Below are 21,260 nucleotides of genomic sequence, written 5' to 3'. Positions count from 1 at the left end.
ATGTCCGTAGGTTTCAGAATCCTCAAGCGCCAGAGAAAAGTGGCTGCCGAAATCGTCGAACGTTTTGCCAGGCTGCCGGTCGCAAACGTCAGCGACAGCATGTCGCGGATGACAGCGGCGGGCGCGCGGCTTCGGCCGCGGCATCAGTCCGGAGGGATGGCCGGGCCCGCGCTGACCGTGAAGACGCGGCCGGGCGACAATCTGATGCTTCACAAGGCGATGGCGATGGCCGAGCCCGGCGATGTCATCGTGGTCGACGCAGGGGGCGATCTCACCAACGCATTGATCGGCGAGATGATGCTGATGCGCATCATCAAGAGCGGCCTTGCGGGCATCGTGATCGATGGTGCGGTCCGGGATGCCGGCTTCATCCGCGCTCAGACGTTTCCCGTGTTCGCGGCAGGTGTCACCCATCGCGGCCCTTACAAGAACGGACCAGGCGAGATTAACGTCCCGATTGCAATCGACGGCATGGTGATCGAGCCGGGCGACCTCATCATCGGCGACGACGATGGATTGCTTTGCGTGCCATTCGACGATGTTGATGGAGTCCTGAAAGCCGCGACGGCGAAGTACCAGGCTGAGCAGAAGCAAATCGCGAACATCAAGGCCGGAACGCACGATTCGTCCTGGGTGGACAAGGCACTACGCGAGTTGAATTGTGAGGGTCTGGACTGAATGTCGGAATTCGCGATCCGCGCGGGTTGTAGCGAGCAGCAACGAAGCGAGACGTTTCTGGCACGGCGCACGAATTGGCCGAAGTTTTGTTTGAATCTGATCGGGTTCGTGGCGCTTCGGCAGGGTCGTTTCTGGTGCGAAACTGGTGCGAACGCCTGCTCATGCGGCTGAGCCATGTTTGATATCCCAAGGTCCCCATCGCAGGGCTCTCCTCACAATGATCATCATGCGGATCGAATTTACCCTCTCAAGGCTGAAACAGGGATTCGATTCCCCTAGGGAGCGCCATCACGAAGTTATATCATTGTAACTCCTGCTAGATTTTTAGATTTCGTCCCACCCAAGATTCAAGTGGGACACCATGTGTACGCTCTACGTTCGCATCGGGTATTGTCGTTGCGCCCGATTACTTCAGCTTCGCCATAGCAGTATCGGCAGTCGTCTTTCGGTTCGCTGCTTTCGTGTAACGTTCGACCTCTACCAAGGTCTGATGTCCGGTTACTGCCATGATTTCATGTGGCGTAGCTCCGGACTCGGCGAGAGCGGTCGACGTGGCTTTTCGAACGCCGTGCGCGGAGCAATGCGGAAGATCCGCTTGGCGGCACCAATCCTTGAACTTGTTTCCGAATCCATTTGCCGTGAAAGGCTTTCCGAATTGAGTGAGCAAGAAGGTCATCTGCGCACCGACGTTCGCGGCATTGATACTCTTCGACAGCTCTTGATGCATTGGGATATCGATGTCGATCGGATTGCGGTGTTCGTTCTTCGCTTGACGAAAGCGAATCCGACCATCGCGCAAGTGTTGGCGACCAAGACGCGGAGCGTCTTCGCGCCGCCCGGTAGTGTAACGCAGTATGTCAAGGGCGAGCCGGGCCTGCGAACCGAGTGGGTGCCGCTCGTAAAACTGCTGGATCTCTTCGTTAGTCCATGTGTGATGCCCGTCCGACTTGTACTTTAGTTTTTTCACTCCGATGGTGGGATTGACCGTCGTTTCTTCGGCTTCGTTGGCCCACGAAAACAGCGCACGGAGCGCCTTCAGAAGTTGATTGGCCGCGGCCGGCGTCGCTGATTTCGCATCGCGCATCCTGCGAACGTGACGAGCCTGCATCATCGCGACCGGCTTGGACGCGTGATCTTGAGCGATCTCGTCGAGCGCTCGCCGCTGCCACTTGCGCGTACTAATATCCAATGCTTTGTACGACGCGCCCGCGTAGTATCGAATACAAAGATAGCGAAACGATCCCTTCTTGGCTTCATCAGCTTGTCGAGCGGCGGTGGGAACCGTAGTCGCAATCGCCGCCTGATACTCTTCCATAAATTCGGGTGTGCCCGGAAGGGCCCGAATCCGCGTCTTGGGTTTTCCAGGCACGCGAACGTAGCAACGTACGTTCCCGTGACGATCCCGATCCTCGCAGATAAATCTGAGACGTACTCGCATCGAATTTAATCCCAAGGATTCCCGCCGCCTTCAGTGAGAGCATCGAAAGCGCGGTCAACGCCCTTAAGATCCCAGATGACTCGTCCTCTGATACGTTTCGGAGCTGGCATGCCGCCGTCCGAGACCATTTTGTCAAAAGTGGATGCGCTCACGCCAATATACTCAGCTGCCTGCACACGCGACAGGCCGCGCGGCGGCAACGATATCGGCAACTCGCTGTGGCGTTGCCGTTGAGGGCTTGCCTCGTTCATTGCTTGGTCTCGGATTCAGAGTTACTCTGGGTGCGTGCAACATCAAAGAGTTTCGCTAGTGACCAGAGCGTAAGTATTCCAAATGATCTCATTTGCGCGAAGTCAATTTGCCCGCCGGGAGCAGCTTTCGGCTCGTTAGTCTGATAGTAGTGGAGCGTCTCCTTCAAATCAGGCTCGACGGAATCTTCAGCGAAGCGCTCAATCATTATCGTTGCGCTTGACCTCGGAGCATGGAGATCAACTCCGATATTGATGTGATAAGGTAGCTCGCCCCGAGGAGGCATGATGCCGTTGCTGTTCGGCAGCAGCGTGCCTTTCGACAGACAATCGATTATCGACGAAAGAGCTTCCAGCAAGGTGTGACCATCTGGCAGCACGCCTAGAGAATCGATAGTCCGCCAGCTCCCAAGTTTTCCTGCCGCGAGATGCACGGCATTCAGGTTGGCATACGATTGGTAGTTGTTAATGTTGATTGCCGGTCCGCAGATCGGCGTAGCGGCGACGGCAATAAGAATGGCTGCCGCGTCGGTTGGTGACGCGGTTGCGGATCGCCCCCGTCCGGAAATTTTCCGCTCTCCATTGATCACGAGCAATCGGTCTTGCTGCGCGACTGTCTTTCTCGGGAAAGACAATCTGGTGGCAATGACATCGATAATGTCGGCTGGGGTGGGCACGCGAATCTCCTCCATTCGAGTAAAACTCAAATGGAGAAAGATGTCTAGTCCATTCACAAAAAACTCAGATGGTAAATTGCACCTCATAACCTGAAGGTCATAGGTTCAAATCCTATCCCCGCAACCAACGCCTCCCCGGACCTAACGGGTCTAGGGAGGCGACCAATTCCAGCCCCCGCAACCACCTCTTCCCTAGACTCGTCTAGGGCCATCGCACCCCCCTCGGACATACTGAGCAGGGCCGCCAGCTGGCCGTGTATCTCGATCTCGACCGGCTTGTATGGGCCTTTGGGGTGGACGACGACCTTTTCGACGATCTCGCGGATCGCCTCATGGGCGGCGGCTCGGCTATCATCATCGGCGTCCGCGAGCGCTTTCTTTAAGTCCCGTACTTTGTCGCGGTAAGCGTTGGCCGCATTCGGATGAAATTCGACCATGGCAGGCGCTACGTCTGCGATGGCGCCCTCGATCTCGTCCCGTTCGGCCTCCAATGCCGCGAGACGGTCGCGGAGGGCGCGGCTTGGTGTCTCGCCGAGTAAGGCGTCCACCGCCTTAGCGATCGATCCGTTGACGTTGCCCAGGCGCTTTTCGGGGTCACGGCGGCGGTGTGCGCTTGAGCTGTGAAGTTCGCGGGCCACCCGATGATATTCACGAACATACTCGGCAATCAGCTCTGGAGCGGCCAGTTGTTCCTCAATGCACTTGAGAACCAACCGCTCGACGGCATCGCGAGCGACGCTACGCCGGTTGTCGCAGAGGCCGGTCTCTTTCACGCGGGTGCAGATGAGCAGAGTACCCCGCTTGTCCCTGCCACCGCCAACATAGCCCGCCCCGCAGCAGCCGCGTTTGATCAAGCCTGAGAGAAGATACTTGGGGCGAGTGGCGTGCCGGGCGATCGGGCCACCACGTTGTTCACGCCGTGCACGTACGCGATCCCACGTTTCAGCGTCGATGATGCGCAATTGTTCCGCCTCGGCGGTCATCCACTGGTCGCGCGGATTCTCGCGGCTGATGCGTTTGCCAGTCTCAGGGTCTTTGATGAAGCTTTGGCGATTCCAGATGATCCGGCCTGCGTATAGCTCATTTTGCAGGATGCCATTCAGCCGCTTGCGACTGCCGGCGATCGTCGACGCATTCCAAACGCCACCGCGTGGCCCCGGCAATCCCTTCTTGTTTAGAGCGGCCGCGATGTCGCGGGGGGATTTGGCGTCGAGATAGTCCGCGAAAATCTGGCGCACGATCTCGGCCTCGGCGCTGTCGATTGCCAGTTCGCCGGGTTTACCCGGTACGGCCCGGTACGCGCCCAGCCTGACAACGGCCGGCGATCTAACTGTCAGCCGGACGGTCGCAGCCAGCAAGTTTATTGGTGACCGCAGCGGGCTGACAAATCTCTCCGCCAGTGGCGACCGCATCGTGAGCGGCACATTGTCGATGCTGGCGATTTCCAACACCGGCTACATCAGCCTTTCAACGGCAGGGACGAATTGGGGTTATCTCAGTAGCGGCGTGAACTATCTACCCAATTTGCGCTCAACGACGATTTCGGCCAGCAGTGCCATTCAAGTGGGCGCTAACGCTCTCGCTTGCGCCAGCGGCATCAGCGGCACCATGCGCTACAGTCAGATTTCATCAACGATGGAGTATTGCAATGGCTCTGCTTGGGTCTCCATGGGGCCGAGTGCGACGCAGCCGATTAGCTTTTTGGTCAATAACGGCGGGTCGAACCAAACAGTGACGAGTGGCGCGCCCACCAAACTCAGCTGGAACACCAAGGTCTTCGATACAAACAACAATTTTTCCGGCAATCGGTTTACGGCTACTGTCCCCGGGAAATATCTATTTTCGCTGACCGCTGGTTGTACAAATGCGGGGGGCGTAAGCATCGATTATTGTCAAGCGGCGATATATAAAAACGGCTCAAGTGCAGCCGTCAACGGCCCGCAAGCGACGGCCACCAATTATCTGGGTGCCAATGTTGTTATCGTGTTGGACATGGCCAATGGTGATTACGTCGAAGGGTATGTAACCACCGATACCAATACCGTAAACGGTAATACCAGCACGAACTTTAGCGGTGCCCTCCTTGCGCCCCAAGGCGGCGGCGGCACGGCACAGCCTGCCGGAAGCAATGCAGACGTGCAATATAACGGCGCAGGCGCTCTCGCTGCCGACACCGGCAAATTCACTTATGCGAGTGGCTTACTAAGTACGCCAAACATTTCGACCACCAACATTTCCATCACCACAATCAATGGTCAGCCGATAACGCCGGTGCTGGTGGTGACCGGATCGTGAGTGGCAGCGTGAGCGTGATCGCACAACAGACCAGTGGTACCTTACGTGTCAGCGGCACGCTAGCTCTGGCCAATAGCGGTAACGAGGTTTGCGACAGCACTAAGTGGTACAGCTTCCGCGTTAATCCTTCGACCGGCATGATGCAGATGTGCCGGCCTTAATACGAGAAAGCTATTGCCTGCCTGTGCTGCAAAGTAGCGCAAACGTGTATAGTTTCTGGGTGCGATCTAAAGATTTTGTAGGAAGGACCGAGCAGGCAAATGCGCGATTTGTCGAAAATCGTCGATCAATTGAGCCGCCTCACTGTTAGCGATTCGAATACGCTCGCTCAGATGCTTCGGTCGCACTGGGAGAAGCCACGCAAGCCAAGTCCCATGCTGAGCCGGTACGAAGGCCAGGTCTGTGATGCTATGGTTCGGCGCCTTGAAGAGCGCGAGGGTCACACGGGAGACTCATTGCGTTGGCCCGAAAAAGAAAATCACCAGCACCCCGTCGAGCTCGTTTTCAAGCTAGGCGATCAGCTGTACGCCGTTGAGCACACACTTATCGAGCCCTTCGAGGGTCATATCCGCATGGAGGCACAAACCGAGCGGCTATTTGAGCCGATCACGAACGCGCTCAAAGACGCGCTTGGGACTGACGCGCTGTTCCAGCTTAACCTACCCATAAACGCACTGAACGGGCGAAAGGCCGCAGAGCTTCGGGCTATTCAAGAAGTCATCATTGGATGGGTGAAGGAAACCGCGCCAACGATCCCTAAGCGGGATTTTCCCGATTACAAAGGAAATGGGGTCGGTCCCGTTAAACCAGAGGGAGTGCCATTCGACATGGTGCTAATGCGATATGAACCTCCGATAATTCCAGGCAAGCACTTCGAAATCAGGCATACGGTCGACGACATCGGGAAACGGCGAGCCGACCGGATGCAGGTCGCGATCGACAAGAAGTTTCCGAAGCTGGCGGCATGGAAAGCCAACGAAGGAGCCAGGACAATTTTGGTGCTGGAGCAAAACGACATTCAGCTCACCAACTCTTCGATTGTCGCGGACACATATTTGCCGCTGGTCAAATCGAGAACCGATGTTCCCGACGAGACTTACCTTGTCGCGTCGTGCATGGGCCCGCCCGCGTGGTGGATGTGGCCGATCTTGATCGGCAACCGGTCCTATTACGACTTCGCGCGAAGCGATGAACCTAGCTATTGGGAGTTTGATCCTGACAAACTCGTCGACTTAACGAACCGATAAGTGGCCCGTAAGCCGGCGGACTGGGCCGTTCACTCTCAAGCGCGCTTGGTAAAGCGTAGGGTACGTCCGCAATAGCCAGTCAGCTCTTGATCGTTGATTGCAGCTGTCTCCCACGCCGCGTTGGTGTCGTGGTGGAATCGGTTGGCGTAATCGAGCAACGCGCGAAGCTCGGCGGTGTCAGCCGTATTTAGAAGCTGGTTGGGTGTGTTGAGGCGTTGCTGGCAGATATTGTGAAAATGCCCCAGCATTGTCCCCGGCGGGAAGACGCCCGGATAGGAGACACGCATGAAAGCCTCCATGATCGGCCTTAGAGCCGCAGCGACGGATCGTTCCGTCGCGGGATCACTTGCCTGCAGGTAACGCTCGACCAGTTCATGCCGGCGGTCGTGTTCAGTGATACAATCTTGACGAACGTCCCAAGTCGCTAGCGTCGAACCAGTACCCTGCCGCGAAATCCGCATGGCGGATCGGGTGGCTGGATCCGCGCCTTCCCAGAGCGCGCAGAGAAACGGCTTCGAGTGCGAAAGCACGATCATTTGCGCGACACGGGCTTCCAGTCGACGCATCTCTTGGACGGTCGTTAGTGATCGATGTTCGTCCAGGCTGGTCATCGGATCGTCGATCACGACGATCTTTTGCGCCAGGTTCGGGTCTTGCTCAAGCGAGGCGAAGAAAAAAGCAAGGGCAAGCGTGTTTCGGTCGCCCGCGCTAAGTGTATTGCGGAACGACGGTCCGTCGTTGGCGGTAATCGAAACGGAAACGTTATTGATGAGCACCGCATAGCTGGCTGATGAGCCGCCTCGGTTGTTGACCGAAGACACCGCATCGAGCCTAAAGCCGGCGTTGAACCGCTGCAGATACTCGTTAATCGCCAATTGATACGCGGGAAAGATATTCTGCCGGTATTGGTCAAGTGCTGCGCGGGCGGTTACGCGCGCCGCCTCGGTTACGGCCTTTAACGCTTTCTCGTCTAGATATTCGTCGCAAAGCTGGGCGGTCGCTGGTTCGTGGCGTTGTCGCACCGACTGAAGTTTCGCAAGATCGGCGGCCAAAGTCGCTACATCCGCGCCGGCAGCGCGCTCCTTGACGACCGCAATCTGCGGATTGCAGGCTACCAGCCCGGCGATCAGCGCAATGACGGCGGAGCGTTGCTGTTCATAGGTATCTATTGCGGCAAGCGCTATTGTTGACAGCGACATAGGCTCCAACGGAGACGCGATCTTGGCGCGAAGAAGTGCGAGCACCGCATCGCGCGCGGCCGTCCACGCGCGAGCTATCGCCGCCGTATCCACGTCTATTGTCGGTAAGTCGAGGAAGGCCCGCCAAAACTCGCGGTTTTGAGAGGCAACTCGTATGGCGCGCTCGAAAGCGGCCTGCGCTTCTCCGCCGTGATTGATTGAGGTTGACTGTTCAATGGCGTTCAGCGCTCCCTTGAGCTCTTGGTAGGCCGCGCTGAAATAAGCCTGATAATGCTGTATGAGGTTTGAGCCTTCGAGGTTTTGAGCGCAGAACGGACAGACCTCATGGTCGTGAGCCTCCGAGGCGTCGGCAATGCGGGCCATGCCATCACTGACCCAAGCCTCGCCTCCCACGCCCAACGCTTGCAGATGCGTTGATACGCGTGCAGCGGCGTCAGCTTCTAGCTCTGCCAGTTGTCGTGCCAGCAGCAAATTCAGCGAAGCGGCGTCAAAGGTCGGCAAGGTCAAAGTGAGAAATTCGGGCTGATGATTAATCGCATCGGCCGAGCGGGCCGCAGCGAGATTACGATCCGCCGCTGTAATCTTGGTCTCGATGTCTGGATCGGCCGCAAGGGCGCAAAATGAATCGACATCAAGCGCCCCGCGAGCGGCGGCAGGTATGGCCGCTTCCTTGATCCGGAGATCGCGATTGTGTTGTTCAATACTTTCGACGTGTCTCTGGACATCGCTGTTGAGGGTAACGCCCTGTGCGCCCAGGATCAGCTCATGCAGGTTTTTCCGGTGGGCGGTCTCGATTTCGATGCCAGAACAGACGTTCGCCGCAACAAATCCGTCATCGAATACCTCGACATGGGGCAGCGCCGACGTCCACGCGCCGTTCTGAAAGACCACGGGGGCCCCGCCGACGGTCAGCACGATATGCGGCGGATGTTGCGCGCCCAGCCTGTGCCGATCGGAGATTAACTGAGGATCACCTGATTTCGCCGAGCGCAGAATGGTCGCGAGCGTCGTTTTTCCTCGACCATTCTCCGCGTAGATTACCGAGAACCGCGAGAGGGGCAACTGTGCGCCAGCGTTGACCGAATCGAACTGGCCAATATTCCGCAAAAGCGCGATCCGCTCACAAGTCATCGAGAATCCACCCGGGTTTTATTCATTTGAGCGGTCTATAGCGCAACCTCAGGTGTTGCGCCATGGGCCGTAACACCGTCTTTTCCGACGGCCGACATTGCCAAAGTCGGGCGGCATCACCCTTTAAGGTTCTGTGTGGTGGCCACCGAGTAGGGTCGCGAATTTCGTCATGAACCCGTGGGTGGCCGTGATAGCGCCGATGGTTGAGCATTCTTGCGTGGGCGTTGACGGGTCGCCGCTGAGCTTCATGCCGCCATATATACTAAACAACCATAGGCTCATTTCGGGATCGTCAGTCCCTCGCACGCCCTCATAGACGAAAGTGCCTTCGCCAAGATTTTCGCGCACTTGGTTGTTCGACGCAAAGAACGGACTGAAAAGCTGGAGGCCGATCGGGTTTAGGAAGCCTGCCCATATGCCATGGCTTTCCGGGTTCATAGTGGTTTGCCAGTGATGCCAAAGGAGCGCCTTGGCGATAAAGCTAAACAGTTGGCCGATCTTTTCACCGTCAATGGGAACGTTATGAACCGGCATAAGGACGCCGCGCTCTACACTCAAGGTTTGATCGAGGCCGCCACTGAGTTCACCGTGAAGCCGGAGATTGTTGGCCAGACGAGGCTCGACCAACGTCGACAGATGCTCGGCCGAATCGTTGTGCCGACCGCCGAACGGCAAAACGGCAGTTAGGTAGTGTTCAAGTTTTGACTTATCGTTGTTGCACGCGTCGCAGGCCGGGACCTTGGGCAGGTTTGCCCTTCGAGATTCCAAGAAGAATTCTCGCGCGAACACGTGATCGCCCGTCGTCGTCGACGGGGCCGCGTTGCAATATACGCAGGGCTTGCCTCTGAAGCGCTTGCTCATGTTGGCGACAATCGTCCCGTTAACGCGTCGGTCACGTAACGATTCCAGACTGTTTCGATTTGCGCAGTGTTGATGCGGGTCAACACCTCGCGGTTAAAGTCATATCGGTGCTGGTCGAAGCTTTTGAGGATACCTTGCTCGACCCGAAAAGCGAGCCTCGCAGTCGCGAAGTCTTGAACCCTGTAGGCTTGATATCGCAGGCCACCCAGTCGCGACAACGACACAGCCCTGAATTGGCCGAGCCGTTGTCTATGGTCGAAAGCCCAGCCGATCTTATGGCCGACAATTGTTCTGCTGGCCACCAAACGAAACCAATACACCTGAGCCATTCCTTGGCGCATGTGCATGATCCCTCGGCGCGCGCCCTCGGTTGGCGGCGGGGCATTGCGTCTGCGGGCTTGGTCTTCACCAAATAAGCGGCGATCGGTCCGTGTGGACGTGAGGAGCGGGACTTCGGCGTGGGGGTGGCCCAGCACCCGGCTTTCTTCCTCGGCCGTAAGTGGCACGATACCGGCCGCGGCGGCCGAGCCGAATTGGTTGCCCTCCCTCGGTGCGACATCATCCAAGAAGAGGCCCGGTTCAAACTCCCATGCACGAAAATTCAGGAGCCCGAACGGCCAACGATAGCTGCCATCCTCGCGGAAAAATCGTCTTTCTGATTGGTCAGGGTTGATGAAGTCAATGGCAGCGACCGGCTCCGTGCTCGGCTCCATCATGCCCATCACGCGGTTTCGGTTCTCTAGCTCGGTTTCCTCGCCCTTAGTCCCCACTAGGATCACGCGATCTCCCGGCCTAAGCTGTTCAATCGCGTTGGCCCGCCACCCCGGCGAGTTGAACACCAACGGTCCACAGGGATTATCGAAGCCCCAAACCTTCGTGATGAATGTTGTCATTGATTTTCGGTAGTGCAGAGGTTGAGATACGGGCCAACACTATCTTAGCGTCATGGACAATCGAATGGCATTTTTCCAGTTGGATGCGGAAAAACTTGAACCCGGCGACGTAATCCTGGAATCCGGATCGGGGAAGATATCGAAGCTCATAACGGTCGCGGATCGCCCCTTGGGTGCCCGCGGGGATGCTCGATTCTCTCATGTGTTTGTCTATGTCGGCATGGGACAAATCATGGAAGCCGACGAAGGGGTGCGGATACTGCTCGCGAACCGGGTGATCACCGAAGAGCCTGAGCGCTTCTTGGTACTGCGGCATCCTGAATACAACAGCTTGATCGAATCGTCCGGATGGCAGGAAGATGCAAAGCATCTGATTTTTATGGCGCTCCATGGTGAGGCGAACAAACCGTACAACTGGAGGGGAGTATTCGGCGTGAAGTTTCCTTGGTTGGGAAGCGCGCCGAACAGTTTCTTTTGTTCGCAGCTTGTTGCGGAGGGGTATCGCCGGATCGGCGTTCCACTTTTCAAGGGCCTGGAGCGGGAGCCAACGCCGGGAGAGGTAACGCCGAATTCATTCCTGACGGAGGGGTGTATGCTGAAGGCGGTCGAGGACTGCTTTCATCGTTTGCCGGACCGCCCGTGGGTCGCCGAGTTGGCGGCCAACAGGTACGAGGTTATGAAAAATGAACCGATTCCGTTGGCGCAACTTTCACATCAGAGCGCGCAGCAGATCGTTAAGCTGTTCGGGAAAAGGGTCGATGCGCTTACGGCGCGGATAAACAAGAAACAAACAATAAGTTCGCCGCAGGACCTTTATCTCACGCTTGCGTTTCCTGATTTGCCAGAGGCAGACCAAGTGTCCGACGAACTCGTCGCCTTCATGGAGATGAATTCACCTGTCAAGCAAATTCCAGCATTTATAGAGTTGCAGAAGAGAAGTTTCGATGCCGGTCTCGCGCTGAACGACCCGGAAGTGAAAGCGCTGATTATCAGAACTTTGCGCAAGGACGTGGCGTCCTCCGAACAGCTGTTGCCGCAACTACAATTGGCAACGCAGGCGATGAAGAACTTTCCTCCTCCCCCGCTCAAGAAGAGATCAATACATCTCTGGCTGGAGAGAAATATGCGGGCAACCGTCGAGGCTCAGAGCGGTCTTCAGCAATGGCGGAAGAAGATGCTCGGTGATATTTCCGCGTAGGCGTAATTCCGGATGGCGTTGCACAACTCAAAACAAATCCAACACTGGTGAGCATTAAGCTTCGCAACGGCTTTGACCGGTGCAGAAGTCTGTTGCAAATTGGCAGTGTTGAAATACGGCTACGCCCGCGTGTCTACCTCTGAGCAGGATCATGCTGGGCAAGTTGACGTCCTCAAAGCTGCCGGCGTCATCAAGGTCTTCAGCGAAAAGATGAGCGGGGTAAGGGCGGATCGGCCACAGCTCGCCCGTGCGATCGCCGCGCTCGACCAGGGCGACGTGCTTGCCGTCGTTCGTATTGACCGCCTGGCGCGGTCATCACGTGACCTGCTCAACATCGTTCATGACATTGAGGCGAGGGGCGCAACGTTTGAGTCGCTGACTGAGCCTTGGGCCAACACCAACTCGCCGCAAGCGGCAGCCATGCTCACGATGTTGTCGGCGTTTGCGCAGCTAGACCGTGCCTTTATCTTATCCAGAACGAAAGAGGGCAGGGAGCGCGCCAAAGCCCAGGGGCGCCGGTTCGGGCGTAAACCAAAGCTGAATCCGGAGCAGATCGCGCACGCGCGGGATCTGCAGGACGAAGGGCGAGGAATGCGCGAGATCGGTGCATTACGGGTTGTAACGCATCGATCGTGTCGCGCGCGTTAAGAAATCAACAAGAGGAGGAAATCGCATGACCGCAATCATGCTCACCCGCATCGACAACAGCCGCAACATGGCTCGGCTCTACAAATTGGATGTTCAGCCAACGCTGTTTGGTGGTTGGACCCTCGTGAGAGAGTGGGGGCGCATCGGACAAAGCGGGACGGTACGTGCCGAATTTCACGCCTCACGTGGCCGCGCCGACCTTGCTTTGATCTTGCACTGGGTACGGAGGATCAAGCGAGGCTACCGCTAGAGCGAGTGGCCGCGTGTTAGCTGCCACTCCCGGTCGAATCTCACAGCGAATCGTCATAAGATGACGGCCAGGCCGCAGGTGATAAGCTTATGATTACCTTTAAAATTGACGGCAAGTCGGTTGATCCGAACAATCTCGCGGACGCGATGATGGCCTCGATTCTCGAGGGTCTGCGCGAAGAGCTGACTGAGCAGATCGGCAGCATCCGTGACCCGAAAACGGGTGAGTTTCCGACCATCGTGGTGCGCGGTGACAGTCTCGACGATCTCAAAATCCACGTTGAAGGGTCCCCCGAGTTGGTTGCCCTCGTACAGTCAAGGTTGGGAGGCGAAATGACCGAGACGGCATCCGAAGTGACGCCAGCATTACCGCGCGTTTTCCTCAGCTACACGTCCGACGACGTTGCGATTGCCAAACGTATCGCAGAATCGTTGGAGGCTGCCGGCATCGAAGTCTGGTGGGATAAGTGGTGCATCGCCGCTGGCGATAGTTTCCGGCAGAAAATTGACAAAGGGATCGGAGGCTGCACCCACTTCCTGGTGCTGTTGAGTCCTCAATCAATCAAGAAGCCTTGGGTTAATCAGGAAATGGACGCTGGGTTGGTGCGAAAGCTCAATGACCAGTGCAAATTTCTCCCGATAAGGCACGAGCTGCCGATCTCAGGGCTTCCGCCGCTGTTATCAGGCATTCATTCGCCCTCGATCACCGGCGACGAAGATTTGACGCAGCTCATTAGTGATATCCACGGCTTGACGCGGCGGCCACCGAGAGGTGAGGCGCCTAGTGCAAAAAGCAGCCAATCCAGTGATACGGGTTACTCTGCGGCCGCTAATGCGATCGCGCGCCTGTGCGTCGAAAAGTCCGAGAATGCGCTGTTCGCCGATCCGCAGTTCGATATCGAGACCTTGGCCAAAGAAACGGGGCTAAGCAACGCGGATACCGAAGATGCCCTTCATGAGTTGCGCGCGTTTTTTAAGACATCAAGTTTTCACGTGCTGGTCGAAGGGGCGCTCTTCGCTGAGTTTGACCGCTATTGGAAGCCATGGAAACCCGCCGATGACGCCTTGCGATTGGCGGCGGACATTATGAGCGATCCTCAATTTCCCGCGGACTGTGCCGAGATCGCAGTTCGCTACGGATGGGAGCCGCGGCGTCTTAACGCCACCATATACTATCTTTTGGAGCGGCGGTTGATTGTAGACTATCGCGCGATAGGAACGATGCCTTGGGCGATCGTGCGCATCGTCGGCAACGACAACATGCGTCGGTTTGTTAAGAGCCGATCGTAACCGTCAACCTCAGGTGCGTTTTGGATCACTTTTGTGAGCCCGCACGTGGGGTAGGATCAACGCCCTGCACGCAAGGCCGCAGTGTCGATCCACGCGCCGATGTTTTTGTGGCCTTCCTCGGCGACGTAATCGTAGATAGCGGTCACATCGGAAAGCGGCACGACGTAACCCACCTGAGGAGGATTAGCCTGCATGTATTTTGGCAGCGGCACAGGCGAGCTATGCTTGCTATATTTTTCCCACTGCCACTGCCAGATCAGTTGTCCGTTTTGGATCACCTGCCGCAACACGCGTTCGTACAAGTAATAGAGGCCTTGCTTTGGTGAGCCGACGGCCATGTAGGCAAGCGGGTTTTCACCGTGTAGATCGGCCGCCAAACGGTGATGATGTCGCAAGCTGTTGATATGGACGGCCAGCAAACCCTTCTTGTCGATGACCGACCGGGCAATCTCATACCTTACCCAAGGCCGACTCCAGGTCTCCGTGCCGACCAGTACGCAGACGGCGGAAGCGTGAACCATGCCGGACCGAATCAGGTTCTTGAGGCCCTCCGGGTTCTTTCGCTGTACCGACTCCCACAGGCTGCGGTCAAAGAACTGCCGTTTGTCCTCGCGGCCGGGTGCGTTGATCTTCCAAGCGTTGCGCACGTTGTTGACGCGAATGATATCGGCGTAGTGGAACGAGAAGAACCCCTTCCGTTTGATTGTTGCCGGTGCATAGATCGGTGCTGGCTTAGCCGGCGCCACGGGCGGTGCGACCAAGTCTCGGAGAAGATTGGAGCCGAATGGCGAAAGCGCGCTGAGAGAAGGCGAAGCCGGAGGTGTGGACGGCTGCCCGATCAGGCCAAGCAATCCAGCAAAATTGTTTTGCGGCGGTGGCGGCGTGGTCGGCAAAGGAGCGAACAGCGAGCCGAATTGAGCATTCGCTAGCGCCGAACCGAAGGGTGATTCTGTGGTCGGCGTCGTCGAGTTGCCGAGCAGCGCGTTGACCAGCGCATTCCTATCATAGGAGTTTGTCATAGACCTGCCTCGCGATGCCGACCGCCATCACTGCCACGACTGCCAGTGGCAGATAGAAGCCCGCCACTGACCAGCTGAAGAACGCGGACCAGTATGGCGAAACAGGGTCTGCCTTCTTGCCCATATCGAAGTTGGGCGGTGTGTCCCAGCCTTCCGCTGCGACAACGCCAAACCGTTCCCGAAACCGACGCTCCAGCTGAAGGTAGCGGGCATCGAGAAACGCGAACGCGAAGATCGGCACGAGCGTCAGGAGCGCCACCACTGGGCGCTGCAGGGTGATAGCGAAACCAGCTATCGCAACCGAAATCGTGACGCCGGATCGTCGTTTCTGGGGTTTTCCCGCCCCACGACCGGATCGATTTTCCGACAACCTATGCGTATATTAGGGCAAGCCGCCCTGCGTTATGGGGAAAATGGAGGACGCCGTGAACGACTTTGAGCAACAGCCATTCGCCGATGCAGAATTCGCCGAAAACCCGGAGCAACGTTGCCCTTGTGTTCTGTTGCTCGACACCTCTACGTCGATGCGCGGCGAGCCTATCCGGCAGCTCAACGAGGGCATCCTGGCGTTTAAGGAAGCGCTCCACAATGACTCCATGGCCGCGAAACGCGTTGAAATCGCCGTGGTGACGTTCGGTCCGGTTGAAACCCGCGCCGACTTCAAAACAGTGGACGGCTTTTTTCCGGAGACCTTGGAAGCGAGCGGCGCCACGCCGATGGGAGAGGCCATCGTTCACGCTCTGGATATGTTGCGAGCACGCAAGGACCGCTACCGCGCGAACGGCATCAAATACAATCGTCCCTGGGTTTTCCTCATCACCGATGGCGCGCCGACCGATAGCTGGCAAGAAGCCAAGCGTCGCGTCCATGCCGGTGATAATCCAGAGGCGAAGGAAATCTTGTTTTATGCGGTCGGTGTCGAGGGCGCGGATATGGGCACCCTTGCGCAGATTGCTACGCGCGAGCCGCTTAAATTGAAAGGCCTCGCTTTTCGTGATCTCTTTGTATGGCTGTCAGGTTCACTGAGCGCCATGTCGAGGTCGGCGCCCGATGGTGAGCCACCCCCGCTTGTCAATCCTACTGCGCCTCGCGGTTGGGCCGTTGCAGGATAGTTCGATCCGGTGGCGGTGGGCGGTCGCCTCTAAAACCGGAACATCTCACCTACGTACGGGCACGCGCAAACAAGACGCATATTCCGCCTCTAGTGCGAGGCCCGGCGAAGTCTGCATCGTCGTTTCCGACGGCGCGGGCAGCGCCAGCCATGGCGGCGAGGGCGCGTCTTTGGTATGTCGGCATCTGTCTGTTCGGATGCGGGCTTGGTTGACAGGAGGCCAACGCCTACCTGGCGACGAACAAGTCATGAGCTGGATCGACGAGCTGCGAGACCTGCTCGCCAAGGCCGGCACGACGCACGGGATTGCTCGTCGGCAGTTTGCAGCGACACTTGTGATGCTCACAATCAAAGACGGCCAACTTCTAGCGCTCCAGATCGGCGACAGCGCCCTTGTCGCAAGGCGCGCAGGGATCTGGGAGGCGATCTGTTGGCCCGAGAACGGCGAGTTTGCATCATCGACTTATTTTATAACCGATGACCCGGAAGTGCGGCTTAGAACGGCGCGGCTGCCGCTCGAATATAATGCCTTTGCTCTCTTCTCCGATGGCATTGAAAATCTTGCGCTTGATCATTCGCTTATTCAGCCTCATGCGCGCTTTTTTGACCCGATGATGAGGCCGATAGACGCCTCAGCGGAGGCTGGCAAACTCAAACAGTTGTCGCTGGCCTTGGGGCAATACCTCGATAGTCCTGCGGTCTGCGACCGCACTGATGACGATAAAACGCTCGTGCTGCTATCTGGTGCCTGATCATGCAGTCGGTGAAGATCGGGGGAAAAGCTTACCGACTGGGAAAGCGGATTGGCGGCGGCGGCGAAGGCGACGTGTTTCTCGTCGAGAGCCTGCCGGACCAAGCGGTGAAAATCTACAAAGAGCATCTACGCGCCAGTCGCGAACCAAAAGTGCGCGCCATGATCGGTGGCGCGCTAGCGGCCTCGACCGACCTCGTCGCATTCCCGTCGGAATTGACGACCGACTCGGCCGGAGGCTTTGGTGGCTTTGCGATGCGTTTGGTCAAATCGTTTTGGCCAATGCACGAACTCTACCATCCGAAGTCACGCAAGCTGCAATATCCGAAGGCGAATTACCGGCATCTTATCCATGCCGCGCTTAACGTCGCCCGCGCTGTTGGAAAGGTCCATGAAACGGGCTGCGTCATCGGTGACTTTAACCACTCCGGCGTATTGATCTCGCAGAATTATGTGGTTGCGCTTATCGACGCCGACAGCTTTCAATTCACGATCAACGGGCGTTCATATCCCTGCGTTGTGGGAATGCCGGATTTTACGCCGCCCGAGTTGCAAGGACGCGATCTCAAAACCGTCACCGCGAGGACAAAAGCTCAGGATCATTTCGGACTGGCGGTCGCGATATTTCAACTGCTTGCGATGGGCAAGCATCCGTATGCAGGCCGGTACGCTGGACCTGATCTGACGATGGGGGAGGCGATTGCACAAAACCGCTTTGCCTTTTCGATTGCGCGGCAAGCACAAACGCGCACCACGCCACCACCGGGATCAATCTCGCTCAACGATTTTCCGCCACCGATCGCGCAGGCGTTCGAAGCGGCATTCGGCTTAGATCCCGCCGCACGTCCTGATGCAGCGAACTGGGTGAACCTTCTTAAAAACCTGGAAGGCAGCCTAAGCCACTGCACGAAGGTGAAAACACACTATTTTCCCTCCGCCGCGCGGGAATGCGTGTGGTGCCGGCTGACGGTCCAGTCTGGCGTCGACATGTTCCCCAATTTTATTGGCGGCGACACGCCAGTACCGCCACTCGGCCCGTTCGATATCGAACGCATATCGGCCCAGGTCCGCGCGGTCACGTTGCCCCAGGCGGTTAGCGTCATTCCCAAATGGAGCGGATCGCTCGGCAGCGATGGTGCCGTTGCCGAGGCCAAGCGCGGTCAGGCGAGCAGTAAAGCGATGGGTGTTGGCGCGCTCATTGGCGCTGGAGCCGGGTTCGTCATCTTCCCACCAGCTGCAATCGTTTGGATCGCGCTCGGTATCTACGGTTTGCACAAGCTATTCGGCAGCACTGTAGACTTCGCGCCGTTTCAGGCTGCCTTCACGTCGGCCGACCAGCGGGCGCGCAAAGCTGAGCTTACCTTCATCCAGCGCATCGGATTAACCGAGCTGTATGGCATTCGAGATGATCTAGAAAAATGGATTGCAGCGTACCGACAGCTGGAGGCTGACCTTAATCGCGATCTCGCAAATTTGAGATCGACGAGAGAATCGCGGCAACGCGACGCCTTTCTTGACCGCTTTACAATTCGTTCCGCCAAAATCAATGGAGTCGGGCCAGCCAAAACGGCGACGCTCGCATCGTTCGGCATCGAAACCGCTGCAGACGTGAATGAAACCGCGGTGCGCGCTGTCCCTGGCTTCGGCGAGGCGATGACGGCACGAATGATAAGCTGGCGCCGTGGCCATGAAGCGCAATTCCGATACAACACCGCGCCAAGCTCAGCGGATGCACAAGCCGAAAATGCTGTGAGGGCAGCATCGGTTGCTAAACGGGTAGATCTGCAAGCGAAGATAAACTCAGGCCTTACCGCCCTCCAATCGGGTTCGCAGCGTGTTGCTGTGCGCGCTCAAACCGTGGATCAGCCGCTCATGGCTGCCTTGGGTGAACGAGCGCGTGCCGCGCACAACCTGCAGCTCCTTGGTCTGCCGGTGCCGTATTCCGCACCCATTACGATCGCCCCAAAATCTCCGCCGCCAGCCGCAGCTCACTCGTGGACGCCGACACCTACGGCGTCGCCACATGGCGTGCCGGTTTGTCCGCGCTGTGGATCAGCCATGGTGCGCCGGACCGCTCGTAGGGGCCGAAACGCTGGTGGCGCGTTTTGGGGATGCAGTCGATACCCACGCTGCACGGGCACGAGAAGCTAGTCCGGCGCGTTCCCGCATTCGTCTAAAAAGCACATCGGTGCAAAATCGTATTTGCAGTTTTGCGATTTTCCGGGTTGTGCTGTCTTTCCCTTCTCCCGTGAACGTCACGCCATCCGGCCGGCAAGTGTCGGGACGCATAGGCCTGCAGCGGCGAGCCGGTAAGGGCATCCACGCGTATCCCGGAGGGGCCCTCACGCGGAGCCTCCCGTTGCCTGCCCGCTGAAGCTGCCGGCCTCAATTTCTCCCGACCGGCCGGAATGGCCGACAACCAACAGGGAGCATAAAAATGAACGACAGCACCACTACCGAAAAAATCCGCCGCCTCAACGATTGCTTCCGCCGCAGTATGGCGTTTGTACTAAGGTTCCATAACATGCGATGGGCGAATTCCAACCCTGGTGCCTGACCGAACGGCCCCGCCGCTAGCAGCGGAAGTCTGCGTCTTGCTCATCCCAGGCTGTCGGGATGGACTTTAAGAGCTGCGCGAGCTCTAGCCCTTCTGGCTGGTAGCCATTGAGGATGGCCTCTGTCACCCTCCATCTCGACACGAGCGTCCGGTTCACAAACTGGATATGCCAGCCCGCGCCAGACCGCACCCTTCCTTCCGTCGGGAAGACGGACAAGTGCGCACTCCCGAGTCTCGAAGAGCTGGCCACTGTTAAAAATTGATATCATCATGATTGTGCTGCTAAAATAACACACGTCGTCCGAAAGGTCAGCCGGCGCTATGCGGGCTGTCCGTGCTCGGGGGGCCGAGTTTCGAATGGTTGGCTACGACACTCCGGAGACTTGGACACGTCGTCGCAAGGTCGGTCCTGATGAGCGAGCTCTGGCGATCATCGCGAAGGAGCGTTTTGAGGAGCTTCTTAGGAGCGGAACACCTGATCTCACTGAAGTCCCATGTCCCTGCAGCGCGAAACAATGGCGGGAGAATACCTGTAACCATCACAGGAAATGCGGGGTCTTGACCTCAACGGAACGAATATCGGCAATTCACTAATCGTGGAAGAGCTTGCCGTTCCATTTCGATATACAAAATCGAGATGTCAGAAAATGCCGGACTGGCCAAAGGTCATCAAGCGAATGGAAAACCAGTAGGACGTTGCGCAGAGCAGCTTCGCGAAGCTTCTTTAAGGCAGAGCCTGAAAGTCGGACCTGCGGTACGGCTCGACCATTTTTCGAAGAGCGTCGGGTGCCAAAACCTCAACCTGGTCACCCCAAATATAGAGGTGCCAGCACATTTCCAGATATCCTGAAGCGCTGAAGCGAATGATGAGCGATCCGTCCGGCATATCCTCTAGGATCTGCTTTGGATGGAACCGGAAGGCCCGAGCGTGGGGCGCTGCGTTAGGTTTGAACTTCCAGACCACCTCGCCATATTCCGCGTCGTTTTGAAACGCTCCAAAAGCCTTCTGCGCGTGCTGGTCAATATCAAAGTCAGGGTCCCGTACGAAGCTTTCGCCGGTGAGCTCCGCGCTTTGAATTCTCTCCGCCACGTAATAGCGCAACGGACCATCAACATCTCCCAAGGGCCTCGCGACCAGGTAACGTCGGATCCCTATAAGTACGCCGTAAGGCTCGACAATTCTTGGGGTTGGCTTAGCGGACCCTTGGGAGCGGTATAGTATCTTCAGACGTTGCGATGATTTCAGGGCCGTAGAAATCGTTGAAACAATTTCCAGCGGAATTCGCGAAGCTGGACCAGGTCGTGAGGCAAGGCCTTGGGCTTCAAGCAGGGCCTCGTGATCGGTCTCCACGCGAGCGATTTTGTTACGCGGCACAAGAGCCAATATTTTTTCACGAAGGCTACGAAGTTCAGAAGCCTCAATGTCCAGAGCATTTCGTTCAAGAGTCTCGATTGCCAGATCGAGGGCGGCCAGTTCGTCGGATGCGAGGGTGAGCAGGTCGCGCAGTGCGCCGGTCTGCAGACGCCAGCGCTTATGCCCGTCTTCGTCGAAGCCCGATTTAGTATCGGGAAACTGGGCCTCCAGGGCGTGCATTATGCGTTGCGCAGTGCGTCTAGAAATTCCCAGCCGCTCCGCCACGTCGTCGAGTGTCACGCCCATGCGCCGGCCTGCGACGAAAGTCGCAAGATCGAGTAGTTGCTGAGCCTTTTCGAAGGACATTCGGGCGACCTAGGGGGTGACAGCTATTGTCACGGCAACTCCTTACGTTA

At 57.4% G+C, this 21,260-nt stretch carries 19 protein-coding genes; 10 read left to right on the top strand and 9 right to left on the bottom strand.

The genetic code is table 11. From position 1 onward, the window contains the following. Complete coding sequence (locus tag WDM24_RS30015; protein ID WP_338828347.1) at positions 1–678, top strand: RraA family protein; 678 nt, start codon at positions 1–3, stop codon at positions 676–678. Between the two features lie 406 nt (positions 679–1,084). On the opposite strand, the gene WDM24_RS30010 is transcribed toward WDM24_RS30015, so the two are convergent. From WDM24_RS30010 to WDM24_RS30000, 3 genes are all read right to left on the bottom strand, one after another. Then, positions 1,085–1,993, bottom strand: coding sequence for a tyrosine-type recombinase/integrase (locus tag WDM24_RS30010; RefSeq protein WP_338828346.1), 909 nt, complete (start codon positions 1,991–1,993; stop codon positions 1,085–1,087). Positions 1,994–2,363: 370 nt separating this feature from the next. After that, positions 2,364–3,041 (bottom strand): hypothetical protein, encoded by a 678-nt coding sequence (locus tag WDM24_RS30005; protein WP_338828345.1) that lies wholly within the window; start codon positions 3,039–3,041, stop codon positions 2,364–2,366. Between the two features lie 83 nt (positions 3,042–3,124). Continuing rightward, positions 3,125–4,492, bottom strand: coding sequence for a recombinase family protein (locus WDM24_RS30000; protein WP_338828344.1), 1,368 nt, complete (start codon positions 4,490–4,492; stop codon positions 3,125–3,127). Here WDM24_RS30000 and WDM24_RS29995 point away from each other — a divergent pair. Together WDM24_RS29995 and WDM24_RS29990 are read left to right on the top strand one after the other, a co-directional pair. After that, on the top strand, positions 4,455–5,336 hold the full coding sequence (locus WDM24_RS29995) for a hypothetical protein (RefSeq protein ID WP_338828343.1): 882 nt from the start codon (positions 4,455–4,457) through the stop codon (positions 5,334–5,336). The two genes, WDM24_RS30000 and WDM24_RS29995, sit on opposite strands and share 38 nt — an antisense overlap. Positions 5,337–5,596: 260 nt before the next feature. Further along, a complete protein-coding gene (locus WDM24_RS29990) occupies positions 5,597–6,583 on the top strand; it encodes a hypothetical protein (protein ID WP_338828342.1) in 987 nt (328 codons plus the stop codon). A gap of 35 nt (positions 6,584–6,618) precedes the next feature. On the opposite strand, the gene WDM24_RS29985 is transcribed toward WDM24_RS29990, so the two are convergent. From WDM24_RS29985 to WDM24_RS29975, 3 genes are all read right to left on the bottom strand, one after another. Next, the gene (locus tag WDM24_RS29985) at positions 6,619–8,913 is read right to left on the bottom strand and encodes an AAA family ATPase (RefSeq protein ID WP_338828341.1); all 2,295 of its coding nucleotides are present in this window, start codon (positions 8,911–8,913) and stop codon (positions 6,619–6,621) included. 123 nt (positions 8,914–9,036) lie between these two features. Further along, complete coding sequence (locus WDM24_RS29980; RefSeq protein ID WP_338828340.1) at positions 9,037–9,774, bottom strand: hypothetical protein; 738 nt, start codon at positions 9,772–9,774, stop codon at positions 9,037–9,039. Further along, positions 9,771–10,667: a hypothetical protein gene (locus WDM24_RS29975; RefSeq protein ID WP_338828339.1), complete on the bottom strand. Its 897-nt coding sequence runs from the start codon at positions 10,665–10,667 to the stop codon at positions 9,771–9,773. Before WDM24_RS29975 ends, WDM24_RS29980 begins: the two co-directional genes overlap by 4 nt. Positions 10,668–10,731: 64 nt before the next feature. Between WDM24_RS29975 and WDM24_RS29970 the strand changes: the two genes are divergently transcribed. From WDM24_RS29970 to WDM24_RS29955, 4 genes are all read left to right on the top strand, one after another. Beyond that, complete coding sequence (locus tag WDM24_RS29970) at positions 10,732–11,865, top strand: hypothetical protein (protein WP_338828338.1); 1,134 nt, start codon at positions 10,732–10,734, stop codon at positions 11,863–11,865. Between the two features lie 105 nt (positions 11,866–11,970). Beyond that, positions 11,971–12,513 (top strand): recombinase family protein, encoded by a 543-nt coding sequence (locus WDM24_RS29965; protein WP_338832469.1) that lies wholly within the window; start codon positions 11,971–11,973, stop codon positions 12,511–12,513. Positions 12,514–12,538: 25 nt separating this feature from the next. Continuing rightward, positions 12,539–12,763, top strand: coding sequence for a WGR domain-containing protein (locus WDM24_RS29960; protein WP_338828337.1), 225 nt, complete (start codon positions 12,539–12,541; stop codon positions 12,761–12,763). Between the two features lie 89 nt (positions 12,764–12,852). Further along, entirely contained in the window at positions 12,853–14,052 is a 1,200-nt protein-coding gene (locus WDM24_RS29955) for a toll/interleukin-1 receptor domain-containing protein (RefSeq protein ID WP_338828336.1), read from the top strand. Positions 14,053–14,108: 56 nt separating this feature from the next. Here the strand turns inward: WDM24_RS29955 and WDM24_RS29950 are convergent, their stop codons facing one another. Together WDM24_RS29950 and WDM24_RS29945 are read right to left on the bottom strand one after the other, a co-directional pair. Next, on the bottom strand, positions 14,109–15,071 hold the full coding sequence (locus WDM24_RS29950) for a TIR domain-containing protein (protein WP_338828335.1): 963 nt from the start codon (positions 15,069–15,071) through the stop codon (positions 14,109–14,111). Continuing rightward, positions 15,055–15,333, bottom strand: a complete 279-nt coding sequence (locus tag WDM24_RS29945; RefSeq protein ID WP_338828334.1) for a hypothetical protein — start codon at positions 15,331–15,333, stop codon at positions 15,055–15,057. Before WDM24_RS29945 ends, WDM24_RS29950 begins: the two co-directional genes overlap by 17 nt. Before the next feature lie 163 nt (positions 15,334–15,496). On the opposite strand from WDM24_RS29945, the gene WDM24_RS29940 reads away from it, so the two are divergent. From WDM24_RS29940 to WDM24_RS29930, 3 genes are read left to right on the top strand one after another with little or no spacing between them, the layout of a single operon-like run. Beyond that, the gene (locus WDM24_RS29940) at positions 15,497–16,183 is read left to right on the top strand and encodes a vWA domain-containing protein (protein WP_338828333.1); all 687 of its coding nucleotides are present in this window, start codon (positions 15,497–15,499) and stop codon (positions 16,181–16,183) included. Then, positions 16,122–16,934: a PP2C family serine/threonine-protein phosphatase gene (locus WDM24_RS29935; protein WP_338828332.1), complete on the top strand. Its 813-nt coding sequence runs from the start codon at positions 16,122–16,124 to the stop codon at positions 16,932–16,934. The genes WDM24_RS29940 and WDM24_RS29935 overlap by 62 nt, the downstream gene beginning before the upstream one ends. A gap of 2 nt (positions 16,935–16,936) precedes the next feature. Then, positions 16,937–19,084, top strand: coding sequence for a topoisomerase DNA-binding C4 zinc finger domain-containing protein (locus tag WDM24_RS29930; protein WP_338828331.1), 2,148 nt, complete (start codon positions 16,937–16,939; stop codon positions 19,082–19,084). A gap of 1,130 nt (positions 19,085–20,214) precedes the next feature. Here WDM24_RS29930 and WDM24_RS29925 read toward each other — a convergent pair. Next, positions 20,215–21,210: a helix-turn-helix transcriptional regulator gene (locus WDM24_RS29925; RefSeq protein ID WP_338828330.1), complete on the bottom strand. Its 996-nt coding sequence runs from the start codon at positions 21,208–21,210 to the stop codon at positions 20,215–20,217. Positions 21,211–21,260: the final 50 nt, after the last annotated feature.

The organism is Bradyrhizobium sp. 27S5 (assembly GCF_037217225.1).
GTDB lineage: Bacteria > Pseudomonadota > Alphaproteobacteria > Rhizobiales > Xanthobacteraceae > Bradyrhizobium > Bradyrhizobium septentrionale.
This window is presented reverse-complemented; position numbering and strand designations above follow the sequence as displayed.

Excerpts from the sequence above, each read along its gene's own strand:
- WDM24_RS30015 (WP_338828347.1), top strand. The coding sequence starts at position 1 with ATGTCCGTAGGTTTCAGAATCCTCAAGCGCCAGAGAAAAGTGGCTGCC.
- WDM24_RS30010 (WP_338828346.1), bottom strand. The coding sequence starts at position 1,993 with ATGGAAGAGTATCAGGCGGCGATTGCGACTACGGTTCCCACCGCCGCT.
- WDM24_RS29990 (WP_338828342.1), top strand. The coding sequence starts at position 5,597 with ATGCGCGATTTGTCGAAAATCGTCGATCAATTGAGCCGCCTCACTGTT.
- WDM24_RS29985 (WP_338828341.1), bottom strand. The coding sequence starts at position 8,913 with ATGACTTGTGAGCGGATCGCGCTTTTGCGGAATATTGGCCAGTTCGAT.
- WDM24_RS29980 (WP_338828340.1), bottom strand. The coding sequence starts at position 9,774 with ATGAGCAAGCGCTTCAGAGGCAAGCCCTGCGTATATTGCAACGCGGCC.
- WDM24_RS29975 (WP_338828339.1), bottom strand. The coding sequence starts at position 10,667 with ATGACAACATTCATCACGAAGGTTTGGGGCTTCGATAATCCCTGTGGA.
- WDM24_RS29970 (WP_338828338.1), top strand. The coding sequence starts at position 10,732 with ATGGCATTTTTCCAGTTGGATGCGGAAAAACTTGAACCCGGCGACGTA.
- WDM24_RS29960 (WP_338828337.1), top strand. The coding sequence starts at position 12,539 with ATGACCGCAATCATGCTCACCCGCATCGACAACAGCCGCAACATGGCT.
- WDM24_RS29955 (WP_338828336.1), top strand. The coding sequence starts at position 12,853 with ATGATTACCTTTAAAATTGACGGCAAGTCGGTTGATCCGAACAATCTC.
- WDM24_RS29950 (WP_338828335.1), bottom strand. The coding sequence starts at position 15,071 with ATGACAAACTCCTATGATAGGAATGCGCTGGTCAACGCGCTGCTCGGC.
- WDM24_RS29935 (WP_338828332.1), top strand. The coding sequence starts at position 16,122 with ATGGTGAGCCACCCCCGCTTGTCAATCCTACTGCGCCTCGCGGTTGGG.
- WDM24_RS29930 (WP_338828331.1), top strand. The coding sequence starts at position 16,937 with ATGCAGTCGGTGAAGATCGGGGGAAAAGCTTACCGACTGGGAAAGCGG.
- WDM24_RS29925 (WP_338828330.1), bottom strand. The coding sequence starts at position 21,210 with ATGTCCTTCGAAAAGGCTCAGCAACTACTCGATCTTGCGACTTTCGTC.